We start from the raw sequence: 19,378 nt of genomic DNA, 5'->3' as shown, positions 1-19,378 counted from the left end.
TGACGGGGGTTAGCGTCAGAGTCCGGCGGCGGAGACGGTGTGCGCCGCTTCCATGAGCTTCCAGCCCGAAAGCTGAACCGACAGATCGCGTTCGGGGGTGCGCGAGGCGGAGACCGAGCCCCCTTCGAAGCGGCCCGCACCCGATACCGCGGGTAGTCGCGCGGGCAACCGCCAGTCCGGGCCGAAGAGCGGCTCGCCCTCCACCTCCAGGCGGTTCTCCCAGGCGGCCGTCGCGGAATTGCGCACGATAGCGGCCGCGGTGCGGCGCGCGGTGACCTGCGCGCGGTCCTCGCCGGGCAGCATCACCGCCATGAGCGCCAGGTAGCGCACGAGAATGCCGTTGAACAGGCCGCCGTCCCCGCCGCCGCCGCCGATGACCACCCCGCCGCCGACCATATGCTCTTCGATCGCGGCGAGCAGGCGCACGGCGCGCTCGACATGCCGGGGCTCCCCGGTGTGCACGGCGAGTTCGGTTTCCAGGCCGAGCACCACGCCCTGGCAGTAGCTGTAGACGGGGCGTTCGACTTCACCCGACGGCAGGTGCACGCCGTCGAAGATGAGGCCGGTCTCCTTGTCGCGCAGGGTGTTGTCGAGCCAGTCGGAGATCTCCTGGGCGCGGGCGTAGCGGCCGAGCCGGGCCATCGCAATACCGACCGGACCGTTCGCGGGGGTATTGAAGAAATCGGAGTTCCTACGCCACGGCACCGCACCGAACTCCGGCTCGAACCCGGTGTACAACTCCTTGTCCAGCGCGATCAGCGCACCCCGCACCTCGGTGATCTGCTGGGTGCGCTCGGCACGCTCCAAAGAGATTGTCAGCCAGGCCATATCGTCGTAATAGTTATTGGTCCAGCCGGTGAGATTGCGCATCCGCATACCGTGCGCGATCGACCAGATCCGGCGCTGCCGCGCCGGCGTCGGCGCCCGATTGGCCGCATCCACCGCACAGTCGATCAAATGCGCCTGCCACCAGTAGTGCCAGTTCGCGAAGCCACGTTCGCGTTTTGTCGCTGGCCACCCGACAACCCCGAGCGCTGTTCCGGGCACCGCCCACAGCGTTCTCAGGTGCCTCGAGACGATCGCCGACTCCGCCAGGTCGGCACGCTCCGCCCAGAGCGCAGCGGTCGGCTCGATATTGCGTCCGGTCCGCGAAGTCATAGGACATATCGTGCCAGCCGCACGGCCGGTTTCGTGGCTGATTTGTTACCAGGCGTGGGACAGATCCGCATGTTCCCTGATCCAGGCGTGCATGGCGATGCCCGCGGCCACGCCCGCATTGATGCTCCGGGTGGAGCCGAACTGCGCGATCGAGACGGTCAGGACGGCGGCGTCCCGCGCGGCATCGGTGACGCCCGGGCCCTCCTGGCCGAACAGGAGCAGGCAATCGCGCGGCAGCCGAGCCGTTTCCAGCGGCACCGAGCCGGGGACATTGTCGACCGCGACCACGGTCAGGCCCGCCGCCGCGGCGAACTTCAGCAGTTCGGTGGTATCGGCGTGATGGTGGATGTGCTGGTAGCGGTCGGTGACCATGGCGCCGCGGCGGTTCCAGCGCTTACGGCCGACAATGTGCACGGCGGCCGCGCCGAAGGCATTGGCGGTGCGCACGACCGTGCCGATATTCGCATCGTGGCCGAAGTTCTCGATGGCCACGTGGAAGGGGTGCCGGCGGCCGTCGATATCGGCGACGATGGCCTCGCGGGCCCAATAGCGGTAGGCGTCCACCACATTGCGGCGGTCGCCGTGCGCGAGCAACTCCGGGTCCAGGCGCGGATCGTCCGGCGGTTCGGTGCCGTATTCGTCGCGCCACGGCCCGACACCGTGCGGATGCTCACCCCATTCGGTCGGACCGGAGCCGAGCTCGGGAGCGATCGGGTCATCGGAGCTGGGGTCGGAACTCACCGCGTCATCGTAGTGGCGGCTCAGTAGCTGCTGTTGTGGGCGTTGAGGACGGCGAACAGGATGATGCCGCCGTAGATGAGGATCGCCAGGGTGAGCATGCAGGTGGCGATGATGCCGCACACGTATCCGGCCATCACATTGCCGCGCCCGCCGAGCATTCCTTCGGAGTATTCGATCTCCTTGCGAGCCTTGCTGCCCATGATCCACGCGACCGGCCCGAGCAGCTGGCAGAACACCAGGCTCAGAATGCCCAGCACCAGAATCGTGGTGGCCTGCGGATGGTCTGGCCGTGGTGCACCGTAGGCGGGATAGCCCTGGTAGCCGTAAGGCGGCGGGTAGTTCACAGCGACATCGTATTTCGCCGAGACCCGCCACGACGATTTATGCCGTAGAGCGACAAAATGCCCGATGGTCGTGCTGCCTACACCCCTGATCGACGGGTCTGCTCGCTCGTGCTCGGCACCGTCTGCCAGCCACGATAAGGGTATGAGCGATACGGCAGCCTTCCCCACTATCGTGCTCGATATGCCCGATCCGGAACCCGCGCCGCCGCCGCGCCCCGATCCGGGCGCCATGCTGCGCACCTTCCTGGTGACACCGTTCCGGGCGCGCACCTGGAAGGAATTCGCCTATCTGATCATCACCTTCGTGCTCGGCTGTGTCGGTGCGGTCTATCTGTCTGTCGGATTCGCGGGCAGTCTGTACGCGTTCATCGTCTTGATCGGCATCCCGCTGATGGCCTGCGTCATCCTCGGTGGCCGGATCTGGGGCCGGATCTACCGGGTGCTGTCCGCACTCCTACTGGATACGCCGCTGACCGAACCGCCCCCGTTCTCCTTCCGGCCCGGCATCTGGGGCTGGCTGCGCGGCGCATTCACCGATCGAACCTCTTGGCGCGCAGTGCTTTTCCTGGCCTTCGAAGGTGTACTCGGCATCGGGGTCGGCTACCTGACGCTGATGGTGATCGCCATGACGGGATTCCTCGCGCTCTCCCCCATTCCGTGGGCGCTGTTCAATCCCACGAATGTGGATGCCAATGGGGTGGAACACCATTCGCTCATGCAGTTCAACCAGTACTTCGTCGACAGCTGGCCGCGGGTACTCGCCTTCGCCGCACTGGGTGTGCTGGGCTGCTTCCTGCTGCCGTGGCTGATCCGCGCCGTATGCCTGCTGCACCGGCTGCTCGGGCAGTGGCTGCTCACGCCCACCGCGCGCGACCGGCGCCTGGTCGAGTTGCAGGAGAGCCGCCGGGCCGCCGTCGACGATTCCGCCGCCACCCTGCGCCGGCTGGAACGCAATCTGCACGACGGCACCCAGGCGCGGCTGGTCAGCATTGCCATGATGCTCGGCCGCGCCGAGGAGCGACTGGCCACGGGCGGTGACGCCGGTGAACTCATCGCGCAGGCCCGCACCGGTTCCAAGGAAGCGCTGACCGAACTGCGCGAACTGGTGCGCGGCATCCACCCTCCCGCACTGGATCTGGGCCTGGAAGCGGCCCTGGAAACCTTGGCCGCCCGGTGCTCGATACCGGTGGAACTGCGGGTGTTGCTGCCGGTGCGCCCCAGCCCCGCCATCGAGGCCATCGCCTACTTCTCGGTGGCCGAACTGCTCACCAATGTAGTGAAACACGCTGGTGCGAACCGCATCTGGGTGGCGGTCCTGCCGACCGGCGTGGACACGCTGATGGTCAGTGTGCGCGACAACGGCCAGGGCGGTGCCCTGCAACCGGCCGAAGGGCCCGGGGAAGCCGTTGTGGTGGGCGGTCTTTCGGGTCTGGCCGCCCGGGCCCGCTCGGTGGACGGCACCCTCGTCGTGGACAGCCCCGTCAGCGGACCGACCGTCGTGACCATGGTGTTGCCGGTCGCCGGACCCCAGTGAATGCGCCGATGTAGCTCGGCAGGACCGCCGCGACCGCCGAACACCATGCGAAAGCCCGGACAGGAGAATGACATGAGCGCACCCGCCCGCCCCGCGCAGAATCACCTGCGCGTGGTGATCGCCGAGGACAATGCGATTCTGCGCGACGGGCTGACCTCGCTGCTCACCGAACGCGGCCACGACGTGGTGGCGGCGGTCGGCGATGCGGACGGGCTGGCGGCGGCGGTCGCCGAACACCGGCCCGACGTGGCGGTGGTCGATGTGCGCATGCCCCCCAGTTTCACCGACGAGGGGCTGATCGCGGCGCTGGCGCTGCGCCGCGGGCATCCCGGCACCGGCGTACTGGTGTTCTCGCAGTGGATCGAAACACGTTATGCCACCGAACTTCTCGCGTCCGGCGCGGGCGGGGTGGGCTATCTGCTCAAGGACCGGGTGGCCGATATCGGTGATTTCGTGGATGCCCTGCAGCGGGTCGCGACCGGCGGCACCGCGCTCGATCCGGAGGTGGTGAGCCAGCTGATGGGTGCGGCCCGGCAACAGGATTCGCTGGCACGGCTCACGCCGCGCGAGCGGGAGGTGCTGGAATTGATGGCCCAGGGCCTGTCCAATTCCGCGCTGGCGCAGGCGCTCACGGTGACCGAACGGGCGGTGGAGAAGCACATCGGCAATATCTTCACCAAGCTGGAGTTGCCGCCGTCGGATCTGCATCATCGGCGGGTGCTGGCGGTTCTGCGATTGAAGGGGTGAAACGTCGCTGTGGGGTTGCCGAGCGTGAAAGACTGACGGAATGCGTCGGTCGAGTCCCGCGGTAGCGCTGGCGGAAACAATGAAAGCTGTTGCGTCCTGGCCTGATCACCTATTGACGCTGGCCGAGTGGTCGGAGTTCCCCGAGGAGCAGCACGGCCGCTGCCGCGAATTGGTGGACGGGGTGCTGGTGATGGCGCCGCAGCCGCCCCGGCATCAGCTGGCGGTGTGGCGGCTGGCGGCCCAATTGGAACCCGCGCTACCGCGGCGGGTCGCCGCGCTGGCCCGCGTCGAATTGGTCATCGAACAGGCACATCCGGCGACAGTGCGAGTACCGGACGTGCTGGTGGTGGGCGGCGAGGCGGGCGCGGCGCATGCCGCCCGGGTGCTGCCCCCGGATGTCTTGGCGGCCATAGAGATCGTGTCGCCGGGCTCGCGGCGCACCGATCGGGTCATGAAGTTCGCGGAGTACGCCGCGAGCGGTATCGAGCACTACTGGCTGCTCGATACCGAGGGGTCGGTGCGGCTGTCCACGCATCGGCTGCACGACGGCCGCTACCAACCGACCGGTGAGTATTCAGGACAGGTGACCCTCGAACTCGACGGCATCATCGTCCCGCTCGACCTGGATGCGCTCACCGCGCTACGCACACCGGCCTGACCTCGCCCGATCCCCCACCCGCACGGAGATTCCGGACTATCCTGGAGTTCCGGAAGCCGTGGTTGGAGGGTCTCGATGGACCACGCGCGTATTTTTCGCACTGTGCTCGCTGTGACGGCGGCATATGTCGTCTCGCTCTGTATCTGGCTGGCCTGGTTGGAGCCGCTCACTCCGCCCGGCACCGTGCCGCTGCAGATAATCGTGCTGGTCGGCCTGTTCGGCACCTTCCTCGGCCTCGGAATGCTGCTGGCGCAGCAGCCCACTCGCCAGGATCGCCGGCTACGACGCCACGGCCTGGAGGGCTGGGCGACCATCGAGGGCGTGCACCCGCTCAGTCGCACCGACCATTGCACCGAGCTCACCGCACTCGATCTGGAACTTGTGGTGCCGGGGTCGGAGACCTATCACGGCAGCATCGTCTTCGATGTCGAACCGGTGGTGCAGCCGAGAATCGCAGTGGGCGGCATACTTTCGATCCGCGTCGATCCGCGCAACCGCGACCGCATCATGCTGTGCCTGTGAGAGCAACCGTGTTGCGGCGCTGAGGGACGGTGTGGATCCCGGCCGAAAGCATGCCGGGATGACGTAGCGAACCATGGCGGGACCCCCCGGCGAACCATGGCGGGATGACGGGCGGTGGCCTGCGCACCAGGACAGCTAGCTGCCCGTTTTGCCCGACCCGCCCCGTAGCATCACTGGTCATGACCACCGCTACACCGCCCGACCGCCAGGAAGCGCCGTTGCTGCTCGATACCGAGCCGCCGCGCACGCTCAGCTTCAGTGACCAGGCGGCCTTCTGGCTGAATCTCGGCGTCAGCCTCATCGGATTCAGCGGTGCGGCCATTGTGCTGTTCCCGCTCGGGCCAGACGCCCCGCCGCTGCCGATCGCGGGCGCGTTGCTGGCGACGCTGCTCGGCACGGTGGCCGGTATCGCCATGGTCGCCGGCACGGGCGCCGTCGGCACGCTGACCGGCGCACCCGCTATGGCGGTTCTGCGCGGGCTGTTCGGCACCAAGCTCTCCTATGTGCCGACCGTCGCCAATATCGTCCAGTGCGTCGGCTGGGGCGTCTTCGAACTGACCGTCATCGCGCTGGGCGTCTCGTCGCTCACCCATGACCGCGTCCCGCACGGGCTGGTCATCGTCGCGGCCGGTGTGCTCTCCACCGCTATGGCCATCTGGCCGCTGCGAGTCCTGCACATCCTGCGCAAATACGTTTCGGTCGCAGTCGGCATCGCGTTGATCTATTTCACGATTCAGCTACTGCGGCAACCGATTACGGAACTTCCGAATACCAGCTGGAGTGGCTTCTTCCCGGCCGTGGATAGCGCCCTCGCGGTATCGGTGTCCTTCGTGCCCTTGGCCGCCGACTACACCCGGCACTCACGTTCGGCGCGCACGTCCGCTGGAGCGGCCGTGCTCGGCTACTCGGTGGCGCAGTTCTGGTGCTATCTACTCGGCATTCTCGCCATCCTGCAGGCGGGCGGAAATAGCGAGCACATTTTCGACACGTTCCTCGGCGTCACCGCGGGCTGGGCCTTCTTCGCGGTACTGGTGCTGCGCGAATCCGATCAGTCGTTCGCAAATGTGTACTCGACAGCCATGTCGATCCAGAACCTGCTGCCTCGCGTGGACCGGCGACTGCTGGCGCTCGGGATCGGCGTGGTCGTCACGCTGCTGGCGCTGCCCGTGCACGACTTCACCAGCTACAGCAACTTCCTTGTCCTGATCGGCTCGGTCTTCGTTCCATTGAGCGCGGTGCTCATCGTCGACTACTTCTTCGGGAGTGGTCGAAACGGATGGAATCTCGCCCAGAACGCGCCCGCCCGGCCGCTCATGCTGCTGCCGTGGCTCTGCGGATTCGTGGTCTACCAGCTGTGCAATCCGGGCTCGATCCACTGGTGGGTGAACTTCTGGACCAAGGCGCAGGACGGCATCGGCTTCCATCCCGGCTGGTGGTCCTCGGCCTCCCTGTTCTCCTGGCTGGTGGCCGCCGCGGTGACCGCGGTTCTGGTTGTCCTGCAACGCCGGAGGGCCCCGTCCGATGCCGACGCCTGATCGGGCGGACGGTGACCGCGTCTTCGGCATGGGGTCGGATCCGCTGGTCGGCCCCGACTGGCCGCCACTGACCGGCCCGGAGATCACCACCCTCCTCGACGCGGATGCCGTCATCGAATGGCGCAGTCCCCGACCGCTTTCCGCCACCGCACAGGCCCGCACCGCCAGCGGCCTCTCGGTCATCATCAAGCGCCTGCCCCGCACCCTGCGCGACGCCACGGCGCTCGCCGAAGAGCACGGCTTCATGAATCACCTGCGCGAGAACGGAATTCCGATCCCGCGCGTGCTGCTCACCCGCGAAATGGGCGAATTCGCGTACGAGGTACAGGAACTGGGCATCGGCGACGATCTGTACCGGGGCACATTCTCCTGGTCGCCCTATCAATCCCGGGCGCAGGCCGAATCAGCCGGACGCGTGCTGGCCCGATTACACCTGGCCGCAATCGGATACAACGCTCCGCCGCGCCCGCCCCGCCCGCTCCTGGCGAGCTTCACGGTCTTCGCCGCCCCCGACCCGATCACGGCAATCGAGAAACTGGCCGCGGCCCGCCCCGCCCTCACGGCCTTCCTGGATACACGTGACTGGCGCGCCGACGTAGAGCGCCTCCATCTCCCGTTCCATGCCCGCCTCTACCCGCTCCTCGACGGTGTATCCCCCAGATGGACTCACAATGACTGGCACGGCACCAACCTGCTCTGGCAGCACGAGACCCCCTCCACCGTCATAGATTTCGGCCTCTGCGACCGCACCACCGCCATCCACGACGTCGCGATCGCCCTAGAGCGCTGCGCCGTCGACTGGATCTCCCTCCGCAATGGCGGCCCCGCCCGCATTCAAGTCGAACAGGTCGATGCGTTCCTGAACGGCTATGAGTCGATCCGCCCCCTGACAAGCACCGAATCCCGCGCCCTCCCAGACCTTCTCCCCCTGGTCCACGCAGAGTACGAACTCTCCGAAATCGACTACTTCCTCAGCGTAATCCCCGGCAGCAACCCCGCCAACGCCGAAATCGCCTACAACCACTACTTCCTCGGCCACACCGCATGGTGGTCCACCGCCGGCGAGCCGCTCCTCACCCACCTCCGCCACCGCCCCGCAGCACGCTGATTCAACCAAACAGCCCCCATCCCAACCGAACAGCCCCGATCGGCGCTGTTCGACACCAACACGCGCTGTTCGGCACGGACACACGCTGTTCCGCACCGAACAGCTTGTGTCCCACCCGAACAGCCATGATCGGCACTGTTCGGTGCGGGCATGCGCTGTTCGGTGGGGAGGGTTCTTAGTGGTGGGCGCGGGGGTCGGCTAGGAGGTATTGGGCTGCCGCGTAGGTGGTGAGGATTACGCCCTCGGTGATGTGGCGGGAGCGGGGGGTGCGGGCGAAGATCTTGCGTAGGACTATGAGGCCGTCGGAGATGGTGAAGAGGAGGGCGCCGAGGGCGAGGCGGGTGCGCGGGTCGCGGCCTGGGATGTTCAGGCCTGCAATGTTTTTCGTGCCGGGGGCGAGAGCCGGGTCGCCGGCCAGGGTGGCGGCCGTGCCGAGGGTGGCGCCGTAGGCGGTGAGGGGCAGGGCTACTGCGGGAGCCTTGGCGCGCATGAGGGCGGCGGCGGCGAGCCAGGCGGCGAGGCGGGGGGCGGCGATCTGGGGGCGCGGGCGGGCGCCGTGCCGCCACCACAGCCAGGAGTAGCCGGTCTGCATGACCGCGAAAGATGAAGCGCCCGCGATCAATCGGCGATCGTCGTCCGGTGCGAGGAGCAGGATGTCGCCGACCGTCGCGGCGGCGAGGGCGCCGAGCAGTACCGCGCGGTCGGCGGGGTCGAGGCCGTCGTCATTGGTGGCGACGTCCGCCGCCAGCAGCGGCATCAGCAAAGGCTTTGCGGCCCACTGCAGTTTGTCGCGGCCGGTGACCGCGCCGAACACCGTCACAGCGGCGGCGCCGACGAAGGCGGCCCGGAATGGTCTGGGCATCAGCGGGTCTCGGTTCAGAAGCTGGGCTCGGCCGGGGCGGGGGGCAGCACGGCGACCTGGCCCGCGTAGGACAGGCCCGCGCCGAAACCGAGCAGCAGCGCGAGCTGGCCGCCCTTGGCCTTACCGGTCACCAGCATCTCCTCCATGGCCAGCGGCACCGAGGCGGCCGAGGTATTGCCGGTGTTCTCGATGTCATTGGCCATGGGCAGATCGTCCGGGAGTCCGAGGTTCTTGCGCATGAGCTCGTTGATGCGGGCATTGGCCTGATGCGGGACGAACACCTCGATGTCCTCCTTGGCCACCCCCGACAGCTCGATGGCGCTGGAGAGCGCGCGCGGCAGCGTGACCGCGGCCCAGCGGAAAACCTTGGGGCCCTCCATATGCAGCGACATGCGGCCGACGGGCTCGACGTCGGGGTCGGTGCCCTGCAGCGCCTGCGCCTTGTTCATGTACGCCAGGAAGTCGACGTCCTGGGAGATGGCTTCGGCATTCTCGCCGTCGCTGCCCCACACCGTCGGGGAGATGCCGTTCTCTTCGCTCGGGCCGATCACGACCGCACCCGCACCGTCGCCGAAGATCATGGCGGTGCCGCGGTCGGTCGGATCCAGGCCGACGGTCATGGTCTCGGCGCCGATGACGAGGATGTATTCGGCGGAGCCCGAGCGGATCATGTCGGTCGCCACCCCGAGGCCGTAGCAGAAGCCACCGCAGCCGGAGACGAGGTCGAAGGCCGGAATGCCGTTCATGCCCAGGTCGGAGGCAATGCTCGGCGCACCGTGCGGGGTGAGCTTGAGCCAGCTGGAGGTGCACAGCACCAGGGCGCCGATCTTGGACCGATCGATGCCGGTGTTCTTCAGCGCGCGTTCGCCCGCCGCCACCGACATCGATCGAATCGTCTCGTCGCCACTGATCCAACGCCGGTTGTGGATGCCGGTGCGGTCGAAGATCCACTCGGGAGTGGAGTCGAGCACCTTGCACACCTCAGCGTTGCTGACGATCCGCTCGGGGCGATAGGCACCGATGCCGAGCATCGCAACATTCTGATGACCCTTGTTGATTGCAATGCTCACCACAGGTGACTCACACGACCCTTCACAACAGCAGTTCGACAACGTTGTCGGACAGAAAACCAGCACCCAGGCTAACCCAGGGCACCGATTCAGCCCAGAGCCAGATCCTTCAGTCCGAGAATGGACCGATACTCCAGTCCTTCAGCGGCGATCACGCCGTCCGCCCCGGTTTCCCGATCCACCACGGTCGCCACACCGACCACAATGGCCCCGGCGTCGCGCAGTGCGCGCACCGCGGTGACCGGCGAGTTACCGGTGGTCGTGGTGTCCTCCACCACCAGTACACGCTTGCCCACGATGTCGGGACCCTCGATCTGCCGCTGCATGCCGTGCGTCTTGGCAGCCTTGCGGACCACGAACGCATTGACGGGCCGGCCCGGCGCGTGCAGCACCGCGGCCGCCACCGGATCCGCACCCATGGTGAGCCCGCCGACAGCTTCGAAGTCCCAGTCCGCCACGAGTTCACGCAGCAGTTTGCCGATGAGCGGCGCCGCCTCGTGGTGCAGGGTGGCGCGCCGCAGGTCCACGTAGTAGTCGGCTTCCTTGCCCGAGGACAGGGTGACCTTGCCGTGCACGACAGCGAGTGCGCGCACCAGTTCGGCCAGTCTGTCCCGGTCGGTCGTCGTTACCTGCATTGCTGTGTCTATGTCCTTCCGCGTGCGTTGAAAAGGCCACGATTGAGGCGGGTCACCAGGGACCTCGGGATCAGTCCGGCGACCGCGGCGATCGCTTTGTACTGCGCACCGGGCACGCTGATCACCCGGTTCTTCTCCAGATCGGCCAGTGAGCCCGCCACCACCTCGTCCACGGTCAACCACAGCGGTCGTGGCAACGAGCCCATATCGATTCCGGCCCGTTCGTGGAATTCGGTGCGGACGAACCCCGGGCACAATGCCTGCACCCGGACTCCGGTCCCGGCCAGCCCGCCTGCCAGCCCTTGCGAGAAGGATACGACGTACGCCTTGGAGGCCGAATAGGTCGAACCCCTACCGGGTATCAGACCGGCCATGCTGGACAGATTCACCACCGTGCCGTCGGCGGCGTGCACCATGGCGGGCACCGCCGCACGGGTCAATTGCACGACGGCGGTGACGTTCACATCCAATTGCGCCTGCAGGGCGTCCGGTTCGAGCGTCCAGAAGTCGCCGGACATGTCGAATCCCGCATTGTTGACCAGGAATTGGACACCCTCGCGCAGCCTGGCGGCCACCCGATTCCGATCCTGCGCGAGCGCCAGATCGGCGGGCAGCACCTGAGCGCGCGCCCCGAACCGCACCTCGACATCGTGAGCCAGTGTCGCCAGCCGCGCTTCGTCGCGCGCCACCAGCACCAGGTCGTAGCCGAGGGCGGCGAGCCGCAGGGCGTACGCCTTGCCGATACCGGACGACGGCCCGGTGACCAATGCCACCGGGCGATGAGCACCGGGCAAACGCGCGGCGCTCATCGCGGCGTCATCTACATGAGCATCAGGAGAGCTCTCGGTCATCGACAACCCGTCACTCGCACGACATGGGCACGGTCGGCGGTGACCGGGACTGCGGACCCATTGTGGTCCCTCGCGGCTCTCCGCGCGGCGAATACACGCACGAAGGTGCGCACGAAAACGCCCCGGCCGTCGACCGGGGCGTGGCGACTCACCGGGGAGCGGGTCCCTGGAACGGCCGGAAGCCGGGATGGAAGGGGCCGCCGGGCGGCGCACTGCGGCCCTGATCCTTGCGCCAGCCCTCTTCGGGTTCTTCGTCCCGGAGGTCTTCGGAGTCGTCCTCGTGCCAGTCGCCGGATTCGGCATCGTGCCAGTCGTCGTCACCGACCGGCGGGCGGCGGGGCCTGCCCTCGTCGTCCTCGTCCGACCATTCGCCTTCCGCCTCGGGTGCGGGCGGCCAGTTGCGGCGCGGGCGATTCCGCGGGTCCGGCACGACCTTCAGTGCGGGACGCCGGTTTTCGGACTCGGACTCCTCGCCGGCGATATCGTTCAGCAGCGGGCTGTATTCGTCCTCGTCGTCCGGCTGGCCGGCCCGCGCCGGGCGGCTCGCGGGGCGGGCGTAATCGCCGTCCTCGTCGTAACCGTCGTAGTCGTCGTCCTCCGGAACCGGATGCGAGCGACCGGGTTCCGGCAGTTCGTCGCGACCGCGCTCGGAGCTGATGACCGGCGGCAGCACATGCAGCAGCCCGGACAGCCGCAGCACCGCATCGATGGCCATCTCCCAGTCCTTGGACACGGAGGCGACATGCAGCATGCCGAGGGTCCAGTTGCCCTCACTCCACAGCTGCTGCACGGTATCGGGCAGCGATTCGATGAACGCCACCATGCGCTGATCCACGGCATGCCTGGCGATATCCGGATTCGTGGCGAACACGACCCGATCACCTATGGCGCCAAGGAGTTCCAGATCGTGGTCCTTGGGCGGCGCGGCCGTCTTCAACCGCAGGTCGATATCGATGTCCGAGCCGATCTGCCGGCGCACCGCGACCAGGGTGGCGGCATCCTCCAGATCGAAGAGCACGAACTTCTCGCCCTTGCGGTTGCCGGACACCACATCCACCGCGGACAGGTAACCGAGCTTGGCGAGCGCGCCGCGCCGCCAGGTGGAGGCAAGCGCCGGTTCCACCGAGACATAGGTGTAGCCCTGGGATTTCGCCCAGACCTGTCGCACATGTCCCGTGCGCTGCCGTTGCAGCCGATCGAAATAGAGCAGCACGATCGCACCCACCAGCGCGATCGCCGCCAACCCGAACCATATAGCCGTCATCGCCGCCTACCCTATCCAGCCGGGCGGGTGTGTGCCCGGTACGCCTGCACCCATATCGATCACCGAGGCCCACCCGGCAGCGACGTGCTGATGATGATCTTGGCCTGAACGGATCCGTCGGCGTTCTTGTCGCCCTGAACCATCACCATCTCGCCCACGGGTAGATCCGCCACCTTGGTACTGCTCAGCGAAATCACCTGCGTCCGTTCATCGGTGTGCACGGTCACCGTAGTGCCGGACAGTGAGGTCATGGTCAGGGTGGTGCCGTCATTGCTCGCGATGGTGCCCATATTCGCGCCGAGCTGGTCGATATCGCCGAGACCCGGGATGGTCGGAACACCACTCGGGAGCGGCTGCGCCGAGGTGTTGCCCGGGAAGCCCGGCACCGCGAATCCGCTCATCCGCGAGGTGGTGGCCGAGGCGGTGCTGTCCGATGAATCCTTGTGCGCCAGTAGCACTCCCACGACCACGCCGACCAGCGCTACCAGCGCGAACGCGGCAATGCCGAGGCCGATCCAGAGATTGGTCCGCGAGGGCGGTGGCGGTGGTCCCGGCTGCTGTGGGAACCCAGCCGGTGGATAGCCGCCGCCGGGCCCACCGGGTCCGCCCGGATACCCGGGCGCGGCGTACTGGGCGGTCGGCCCGTAGCCCATGCCTCCGGTGTTCCCCGGAGTCGGCCCGTAGCCGGACACCGGCGGATAGGCGGCCGTCGGCGGATACTCGCCGCCGCTCTCGTACCCACCCCACTGCGGGTCGTGCGGTGGCAGCACCCGGGTGGCCTCCGGCCCCTGCTGCTGCGCGAAGTATTCGGTCGGCGAGACTTCCGAAGGCTGCCCCACCTGCTCGGCGGCGGACCCGACCTTCTCGGTCGGACCATCCACCGGCTCAGGTTCGGGCCGCCGCGACCACGGATCGCTCGGACTAGTCATGACCTCCAGACTAGGGTGCAAAACCCACAACAGCCGCGAACTCGGGGTCTGTGAATTTCTGGCTCTGCTTCAGGCGGGCGGGTGCTGTGTTCAATTTGCCCTCCGCTTCGCTCCGGGCGGGTCGTGGCCCTGTTACCCGGCTCTTCCCTCCCTCCGCTCCTCCGCTTCGCTCCCTCCGCTCAGTCCAGAACCGGGCGGGCCACGACCTTGGAGCGGATGTTGTTGGGGGGCTCGGCGTTCGAGAGGTAGGGCGTGGCCCCGAGGACTGGTGTCCTCGGGGCCACGGGCTGTGCAGGCCGAATCAGCGGCCGACGATGAGGGAGTCTCCGTCGGGCGTGACGTTGACATTCACGGTGTCACCGTCCTGGACCTCGCCGGCCAGCAATTCCTTGGCGAGGCTGTCGCCGATGGACTGCTGGATGAGGCGGCGCAGCGGGCGCGCCCCGTAGGCCGGGTCGTAGCCGCGGACCGCGAGCCAGAAGCGGGCCGAATCGGAGACCTCCAGATTGAGCCTGCGCTGGGCGAGCCGCTTCTGCAGCTGGTTCAGCTGGATGTCGACGATCTCCTCCAGCTGCTCCTCGTCGAGCGGGTGGAACATGACCACATCGTCGAGCCGGTTGAGGAACTCCGGCTTGAACGCCGCGCGCACGGCATTCATCACCATCTCGTGCGAGCCACCCGCACCCAGGTTGGAGGTGAGGATGAGGATCGTGTTCCGGAAATCGACCGTGCGACCCTGGCTGTCGGTGAGCCTGCCTTCGTCGAGCACCTGCAGCAGAATGTCGAAGACATCCGGGTGCGCCTTCTCGATCTCGTCGAAGAGCACCACCGAGTACGGCCGCCGCCGCACCGCTTCGGTCAGCTGACCGCCCTGGTCGTAGCCGACATATCCGGGCGGCGCACCGACCAGGCGAGCCACCGAATGCTTCTCGCTGTACTCGCTCATATCGATGCGGATCATGGCGCGTTCGTCGTCGAACAGGAAGTCGGCCAGGGCCTTTGCCAGTTCGGTCTTGCCGACGCCGGTGGGCCCGACGAACAGGAACGATCCGGTCGGCCGATTCGGGTCGGCGACACCGGCCCGCGCCCGGCGCACCGCGTCGGAGACGGCCTGCACGGGTTCGACCTGACCGATGACCCGATGACGCAGCTCGTCCTCCATGCGGAGCAGCTTCTGGGTCTCGCCCTCCATCATCCGGCCCACGGGGATACCGGTCCACGCGGACACCACCTCGGCGATATCGTCGGGCCCGACCTCCTCCTTGAGCATGACGTCACCGTCGGAAGCGCCCTTGGCCTTCGCCTCGGCTTCGGTAAGTTCCTTCTCCAGCTTGGGGATTCGCCCGTAGCGGAGTTCGGCGGCCTTGCCGAGATCACCGTCGCGCTCGGCGCGCTCGGATTCCCCGCGCAGTGCCTCCAGCTCCTCCTTGAGCCCGCTAACCGAATCGATGGCCTGCTTCTCGTTCTGCCAGCGGGTCATCAATTGGTTGAGTTGCTCACGGTCGTCGGCCAATTCGGACCGCAGCTTCTCCAGGCGTTGCTTGGAGGCCTCGTCGGTCTCCTTGGCGAGTGCGACCTCCTCGATCTCGAGTCGCCGCACCGCCCGCTCGACCTGATCGATTTCCACCGGTCGCGAATCGATTTCCATGCGCAGCCGGGACGAGGCCTCGTCGACCAGGTCGATGGCCTTGTCCGGCAGGAACCGGGAGGTGATGTAGCGATCCGACAGCGTGGCCGCGGCGACCAGCGCGGAGTCGGTGATGCGCACGTGGTGATGGTTCTCGTAGCGCTCCTTGAGCCCGCGCAGAATGCCGACGGTGTCCTCCACCGAGGGTTCGCCGACGAACACCTGCTGGAAGCGGCGTTCCAGGGCCGGATCCTTCTCGATGTGCTGCCGGAATTCGTCGAGCGTGGTCGCGCCGACGAGCCGCAGCTCACCGCGCGCGAGCATGGGCTTGATCATATTGCCCGCGTCCATGGCGGATTCACCGGTCGCGCCCGCACCCACAATGGTGTGCAGCTCGTCGATGAAGGTGATGATCTGTCCCGCACTGGATTTGATCTCTTCCAGGACGGCCTTGAGCCGCTCCTCGAATTCACCGCGGTACTTCGCTCCGGCGACCATGGCGCCGAGGTCCAGCGATACCAGTTTCTTGCCGCGCAACGACTCCGGCACATCGCCGGCGATGATGCGCTGCGCGAGGCCCTCCACGATGGCGGTCTTGCCCACACCGGGTTCGCCGATGAGCACCGGATTGTTCTTGGTGCGCCGCGACAGCACCTGCACCACGCGCCGAATCTCGGTGTCGCGCCCGATGACCGGGTCCAGTTTGCCCTCGCGGGCGGCGGCGGTCAGGTCGGTGGAGTACTTGTCCAGCGCCTGGTAGCTGCCCTCGGGATCAGCGGTGGTGACACGGGTATTGCCGCGCACGGTGGTGAACGCGTCGCGCAGGGCGTCGGCGGTGGCCCCGTATTTCAGCAGCAGTTGCGAGATGTCGGAGTCACCGGCGGCGAGGCCGACCATGAGGTGTTCGGTGGAGACGTATTCGTCGCCCATTTCGGTAGCGAGCCGCTGGGCGGCCGTGATGGCGGCGAGCGCCTCCCGGCCGAGTTGCGGCTGCGTGGTCGCGCCGGATGCGCGGGGCAGCCGGTCGACAACGTCCTGGGCCTCGCGCCGAACCGTTGCCGGATCGACTGCGACGGCCTTCAACAGGGGTGCGGCGATGCCATCGGTCTGATCCAGCAACGCCACCAGCAAGTGCGCCGGACGGATTTCCGGGTTGCCCGCGGCCGAGGCCGCTTGCAGGGCGGCGGTCAGCGCCGCCTGGGTCTTGGTGGTGGGATTGAACGAGTCCACGTTCACCTTCCTGCTAGTCACTTATTCGATTCAGCACTTATTCGATCCAACGCGACAAGAGTTGAGTCTGTTCCGCTCAAGTCTGATGGATTTTCGGCGCTGACAACAGTGTCGAAGGTCCTCGTTCACGCTACGCGCCACGAACAAGACCGAATGGCCTGAATCGCGAAGTTCTCAGAGGTGACCTGCCTACGATGGATCGGGTTCGTTGACGCATCACCCGCTCACCGCAAGCTCGGATATCCCGGACGAATGGAGCAGCAATGCGCGCGATCGTGGTACGAGAATTCGGCGGCCGTCCCGAGGCCACGGACATGCCCACCCCCGAAGCCGGGCCCGGCACGCTGAAGATCGAACTGGAAGCCGCGGGCGTCAACCCCTTCGACAAACGCATAATCGACGGCTTCCTGGATGGCAAACTGCCACACGACTTTCCGCTCATTCCGGGCGTGGACGGCGCGGGCCGGGTGGCGGCCATGGGCGCGGGCGTGGACGATTTCGAGATCGGCGACCGGGTGGTCGGCAAATTCCTCATCCCGCCGGTCGGGCACGGCACCTTCGCCGAATACATCGTGGTCCCGCGCGCGAGCACCATCGCCAAGGTCCCGGACGAGATCACCTCGATCCAGGCCGCCGCGCTGCCCACCGCGGGCCTCACCGCCTTGGATCTGATCAAGTCCGCCGCGGTCGTCTCCGGCCAGCACGTGCTCATTGTCGGCGCGGCCGGCGGCGTCGGCTCGTTCCTGGTGCAATTGGCCGCCCTGGCGGGCGCGCATGTCATTGCCACCGCCCGCCCCGACGACACCGATCGGATGATCCGGCTGGGCGCGACCGAGGTGGTCGACTACGGCCGCATCACGGTCACGGACTCCCCGACCCACCCGGAGGACTCGCAGCTCTCGGTCGCAGATTCGGTGCGCACCAGCATCCCGGGCGGCGTGGATGTGCTGTTCGATCTGGTGAGCCCGCCTGCGGTCTTCGCCGACAATGCGAGCTTGGTCAAAACCGGCGGCACCGCCCTCACCACCATCGGGTCGGCCGACGAGGACGATCTGAAGGCGCGCGGCATCACGGGCGGCAATTTCGAATCCACCGGGGGCGCAACAGAATTGCGGGAGCTGCTGCGCCATGTGGGCAATGGCGATCTGGTCGTCCCCATCGACAACACGCCTCCGCTGGAAGCGGCGCCGGAGGTGATCGGCGCCACGGGCGCACGCGGCAAGACGGTGCTGGTCATCTGAACTGCGAGTTCCGTCTCCCCCGGTCAGCGGCTGTCAAATCGATCAGCCTCCGCTATATCAGTGCGACCACCGTTTTTTCAGGGATACTTGACGCGGAGGACGGCCTGGAACCAGGTGCGTCCGGTGTAGTAGCAAGGAAAGGAAAGCTCGACGTCGTGGATGCGCGTTCAGCAGCGCTGGTCCGCGCAAACTTCCGGACAGTCGTCGCAGCCCCTCAGGGCGCCGAACGACTTATCAGCGCGTTCTACGGTCACCTCTTCGCGGAGATCCCCGCCCTACGGGAACTGTTCCCCACGGCGATGGATATGCAGCCCAAGCGGCTGATGACGGCCATTCAGTACGTGCTCGACAATCTGGAGGACTGGGACCGCGCACAGCGTTTCCTGGAACAACTCGCGCGCGACCATCGCAAATATGGAGTCGAAGCAGCGCATTACGACATTGCCGGTCGTGCGCTGCTCTCCGCGTTCCGCTCCTACAACGGGGTGGCGAACTGGAGTCGGCAGCTGGAGGCCGGGTGGCGCGACATCACCATCCTGATCTCGGCGTCGATGGCCATAGGAGCCAATTCCGATAAGTCGCAACCGTATTGGGAGGCGACGGTAGTCGGCCACCGCCGAGTGGTGGACGATCTGGCGATCGTGCGGCTGCAATCGGATACGCCGATCCCGTATCAGGCGGGGCAGTACGTGCCGGTCGCGATTCCGCAGCGGCCGAAGATGTGGCGGTACCTGTCCCCCGCCATCCCCACCAATCCGTACGGCGAGATCGAATTCCACGTGCGCAAGGTGCGCACCGGCTGGGTGAGCCCGGCCATCATCAATGAGACCAAGGTCGGCGATCGGTGGATGATCGCCTCCCCGCTGGGCGGTCTGCATGTGGATCTGCGCAGTCGCCGCGATGTGCTCATGATCAGCTCGGGTACCGGTATCGCCCCGATTCGCGCGCAGCTGATCGAGATGGGCCGCCGCGGTATCAATCCGCGGGTGCACCTGTTCATGGGCGGGCGCTATCCGTGCGATCTGTACGACGTCGAGAACATGTGGCAGCTCTCGCAGAGCAATCCGTGGTTGACGGTGATTCCGGTCTGCGAGAACGAAACCAATCCGTGGTGGCATCCGTACGCTCCCGCCGATCCGCCGTTCGGCATGCACCGGCGGCTGATCGGTAACCTGGGCGCGGTGGTGGCCAGTTTCGGCGCCTGGGCGGATCGGCAGATCCAGATCGCCGGTTCGGCGCGCATGATCGCCGATACCAAGCGGGCGCTGCTGGCGGTGGGTACACCGGAGTCGAACATCGACTGCGATCCTGTGTAGCGCACT

The 19,378-nt window shown here is 67.0% G+C and carries 18 protein-coding genes; 8 read left to right on the top strand and 10 right to left on the bottom strand.

What is annotated here, in order from left to right; all coding sequences use genetic code 11:
- Positions 1-15: 15 nt before the first annotated feature.
- Genes JWN03_RS34060 through JWN03_RS34050 form a run of 3 tightly spaced genes read right to left on the bottom strand, consistent with a single transcriptional unit; the run spans position 16 to position 2,243 of the window.
- Entirely contained in the window at positions 16-1,158 is a 1,143-nt protein-coding gene (locus JWN03_RS34060) for a glycoside hydrolase family 76 protein (RefSeq protein WP_297623669.1), read from the bottom strand.
- 45 nt (positions 1,159-1,203) lie between these two features.
- Entirely contained in the window at positions 1,204-1,899 is a 696-nt protein-coding gene (locus JWN03_RS34055; protein WP_297623668.1) for a TrmH family RNA methyltransferase, read from the bottom strand.
- 20 nt (positions 1,900-1,919) lie between these two features.
- Positions 1,920-2,243, bottom strand: a complete 324-nt coding sequence (locus JWN03_RS34050; protein WP_297623667.1) for a DUF4190 domain-containing protein — start codon at positions 2,241-2,243, stop codon at positions 1,920-1,922.
- A 142-nt stretch (positions 2,244-2,385) separates the two neighbouring features.
- Between JWN03_RS34050 and JWN03_RS34045 the strand changes: the two genes are divergently transcribed.
- The 6 genes from JWN03_RS34045 to JWN03_RS34020 all read left to right on the top strand — a co-directional run bounded on the left by JWN03_RS34045 (position 2,386) and on the right by JWN03_RS34020 (position 8,347).
- Positions 2,386-3,777, top strand: coding sequence for a sensor histidine kinase (locus tag JWN03_RS34045; RefSeq protein WP_297623666.1), 1,392 nt, complete (start codon positions 2,386-2,388; stop codon positions 3,775-3,777).
- 72 nt (positions 3,778-3,849) lie between these two features.
- Positions 3,850-4,524 (top strand): response regulator transcription factor, encoded by a 675-nt coding sequence (locus JWN03_RS34040; RefSeq protein ID WP_297623665.1) that lies wholly within the window; start codon positions 3,850-3,852, stop codon positions 4,522-4,524.
- Positions 4,525-4,603: 79 nt separating this feature from the next.
- A complete protein-coding gene (locus JWN03_RS34035) occupies positions 4,604-5,182 on the top strand; it encodes a Uma2 family endonuclease (protein ID WP_297623664.1) in 579 nt (192 codons plus the stop codon).
- A 75-nt stretch (positions 5,183-5,257) separates the two neighbouring features.
- Positions 5,258-5,704: a hypothetical protein gene (locus tag JWN03_RS34030; protein WP_297623663.1), complete on the top strand. Its 447-nt coding sequence runs from the start codon at positions 5,258-5,260 to the stop codon at positions 5,702-5,704.
- A 179-nt stretch (positions 5,705-5,883) separates the two neighbouring features.
- Entirely contained in the window at positions 5,884-7,239 is a 1,356-nt protein-coding gene (locus JWN03_RS34025; RefSeq protein ID WP_297623662.1) for a purine-cytosine permease family protein, read from the top strand.
- Positions 7,226-8,347 carry a phosphotransferase enzyme family protein gene (locus JWN03_RS34020; RefSeq protein WP_297623661.1) on the top strand — a complete coding sequence of 374 codons (1,122 nt, stop codon included), beginning with the start codon at positions 7,226-7,228 and terminating at the stop codon, positions 8,345-8,347. Before JWN03_RS34025 ends, JWN03_RS34020 begins: the two co-directional genes overlap by 14 nt.
- Before the next feature lie 175 nt (positions 8,348-8,522).
- On the opposite strand, the gene JWN03_RS34015 is transcribed toward JWN03_RS34020, so the two are convergent.
- From JWN03_RS34015 to clpB, 7 genes are all read right to left on the bottom strand, one after another.
- A complete protein-coding gene (locus JWN03_RS34015) occupies positions 8,523-9,209 on the bottom strand; it encodes a lysoplasmalogenase (RefSeq protein WP_297623658.1) in 687 nt (228 codons plus the stop codon).
- A gap of 14 nt (positions 9,210-9,223) precedes the next feature.
- Positions 9,224-10,282 carry a beta-ketoacyl-ACP synthase III gene (locus JWN03_RS34010; protein ID WP_297623656.1) on the bottom strand — a complete coding sequence of 353 codons (1,059 nt, stop codon included), beginning with the start codon at positions 10,280-10,282 and terminating at the stop codon, positions 9,224-9,226.
- A gap of 86 nt (positions 10,283-10,368) precedes the next feature.
- Positions 10,369-10,914, bottom strand: coding sequence for an orotate phosphoribosyltransferase (gene pyrE / locus JWN03_RS34005; RefSeq protein WP_297623653.1), 546 nt, complete (start codon positions 10,912-10,914; stop codon positions 10,369-10,371).
- A gap of 8 nt (positions 10,915-10,922) precedes the next feature.
- On the bottom strand, positions 10,923-11,723 hold the full coding sequence (locus JWN03_RS34000) for an SDR family NAD(P)-dependent oxidoreductase (RefSeq protein WP_297623650.1): 801 nt from the start codon (positions 11,721-11,723) through the stop codon (positions 10,923-10,925).
- 190 nt (positions 11,724-11,913) lie between these two features.
- Positions 11,914-13,029, bottom strand: coding sequence for a hypothetical protein (locus JWN03_RS45620; RefSeq protein WP_366914510.1), 1,116 nt, complete (start codon positions 13,027-13,029; stop codon positions 11,914-11,916).
- A 59-nt stretch (positions 13,030-13,088) separates the two neighbouring features.
- Entirely contained in the window at positions 13,089-13,958 is an 870-nt protein-coding gene (locus JWN03_RS33990; protein ID WP_297623647.1) for a DUF5666 domain-containing protein, read from the bottom strand.
- 301 nt (positions 13,959-14,259) lie between these two features.
- Positions 14,260-16,815 (bottom strand): ATP-dependent chaperone ClpB, encoded by a 2,556-nt coding sequence (gene clpB, locus JWN03_RS33985; protein WP_297623718.1) that lies wholly within the window; start codon positions 16,813-16,815, stop codon positions 14,260-14,262.
- Between the two features lie 263 nt (positions 16,816-17,078).
- On the opposite strand from clpB, the gene JWN03_RS33980 reads away from it, so the two are divergent.
- Both JWN03_RS33980 and JWN03_RS33975 read left to right on the top strand, forming a co-directional pair.
- A complete protein-coding gene (locus JWN03_RS33980; RefSeq protein WP_297623644.1) occupies positions 17,079-18,056 on the top strand; it encodes an NADP-dependent oxidoreductase in 978 nt (325 codons plus the stop codon).
- 155 nt (positions 18,057-18,211) lie between these two features.
- Positions 18,212-19,372 (top strand): FAD-binding oxidoreductase, encoded by a 1,161-nt coding sequence (locus JWN03_RS33975; protein ID WP_297623641.1) that lies wholly within the window; start codon positions 18,212-18,214, stop codon positions 19,370-19,372.
- Positions 19,373-19,378: the final 6 nt, after the last annotated feature.

It is taken from the genome of Nocardia sp. (assembly GCF_025465275.1).
Classification (GTDB): Bacteria; Actinomycetota; Actinomycetes; order Mycobacteriales; family Mycobacteriaceae; genus Nocardia.
This window is presented reverse-complemented; position numbering and strand designations above follow the sequence as displayed.

Bases quoted from the DNA above. Each gene is read 5' to 3' on its own strand.
- JWN03_RS34060 (WP_297623669.1), bottom strand. From the start codon at position 1,158: ATGACTTCGCGGACCGGACGCAATATCGAGCCGACCGCTGCGCTCTGG.
- JWN03_RS34045 (WP_297623666.1), top strand. From the start codon at position 2,386: ATGAGCGATACGGCAGCCTTCCCCACTATCGTGCTCGATATGCCCGAT.
- JWN03_RS34040 (WP_297623665.1), top strand. From the start codon at position 3,850: ATGAGCGCACCCGCCCGCCCCGCGCAGAATCACCTGCGCGTGGTGATC.
- JWN03_RS34035 (WP_297623664.1), top strand. From the start codon at position 4,604: ATGAAAGCTGTTGCGTCCTGGCCTGATCACCTATTGACGCTGGCCGAG.
- JWN03_RS34030 (WP_297623663.1), top strand. From the start codon at position 5,258: ATGGACCACGCGCGTATTTTTCGCACTGTGCTCGCTGTGACGGCGGCA.
- JWN03_RS34025 (WP_297623662.1), top strand. From the start codon at position 5,884: ATGACCACCGCTACACCGCCCGACCGCCAGGAAGCGCCGTTGCTGCTC.
- JWN03_RS34020 (WP_297623661.1), top strand. From the start codon at position 7,226: ATGCCGACGCCTGATCGGGCGGACGGTGACCGCGTCTTCGGCATGGGG.
- JWN03_RS34015 (WP_297623658.1), bottom strand. From the start codon at position 9,209: ATGCCCAGACCATTCCGGGCCGCCTTCGTCGGCGCCGCCGCTGTGACG.
- pyrE (WP_297623653.1), bottom strand. From the start codon at position 10,914: ATGCAGGTAACGACGACCGACCGGGACAGACTGGCCGAACTGGTGCGC.
- JWN03_RS34000 (WP_297623650.1), bottom strand. From the start codon at position 11,723: ATGAGCGCCGCGCGTTTGCCCGGTGCTCATCGCCCGGTGGCATTGGTC.
- JWN03_RS45620 (WP_366914510.1), bottom strand. From the start codon at position 13,029: ATGACGGCTATATGGTTCGGGTTGGCGGCGATCGCGCTGGTGGGTGCG.
- JWN03_RS33990 (WP_297623647.1), bottom strand. From the start codon at position 13,958: ATGACTAGTCCGAGCGATCCGTGGTCGCGGCGGCCCGAACCTGAGCCG.
- JWN03_RS33980 (WP_297623644.1), top strand. From the start codon at position 17,079: ATGCGCGCGATCGTGGTACGAGAATTCGGCGGCCGTCCCGAGGCCACG.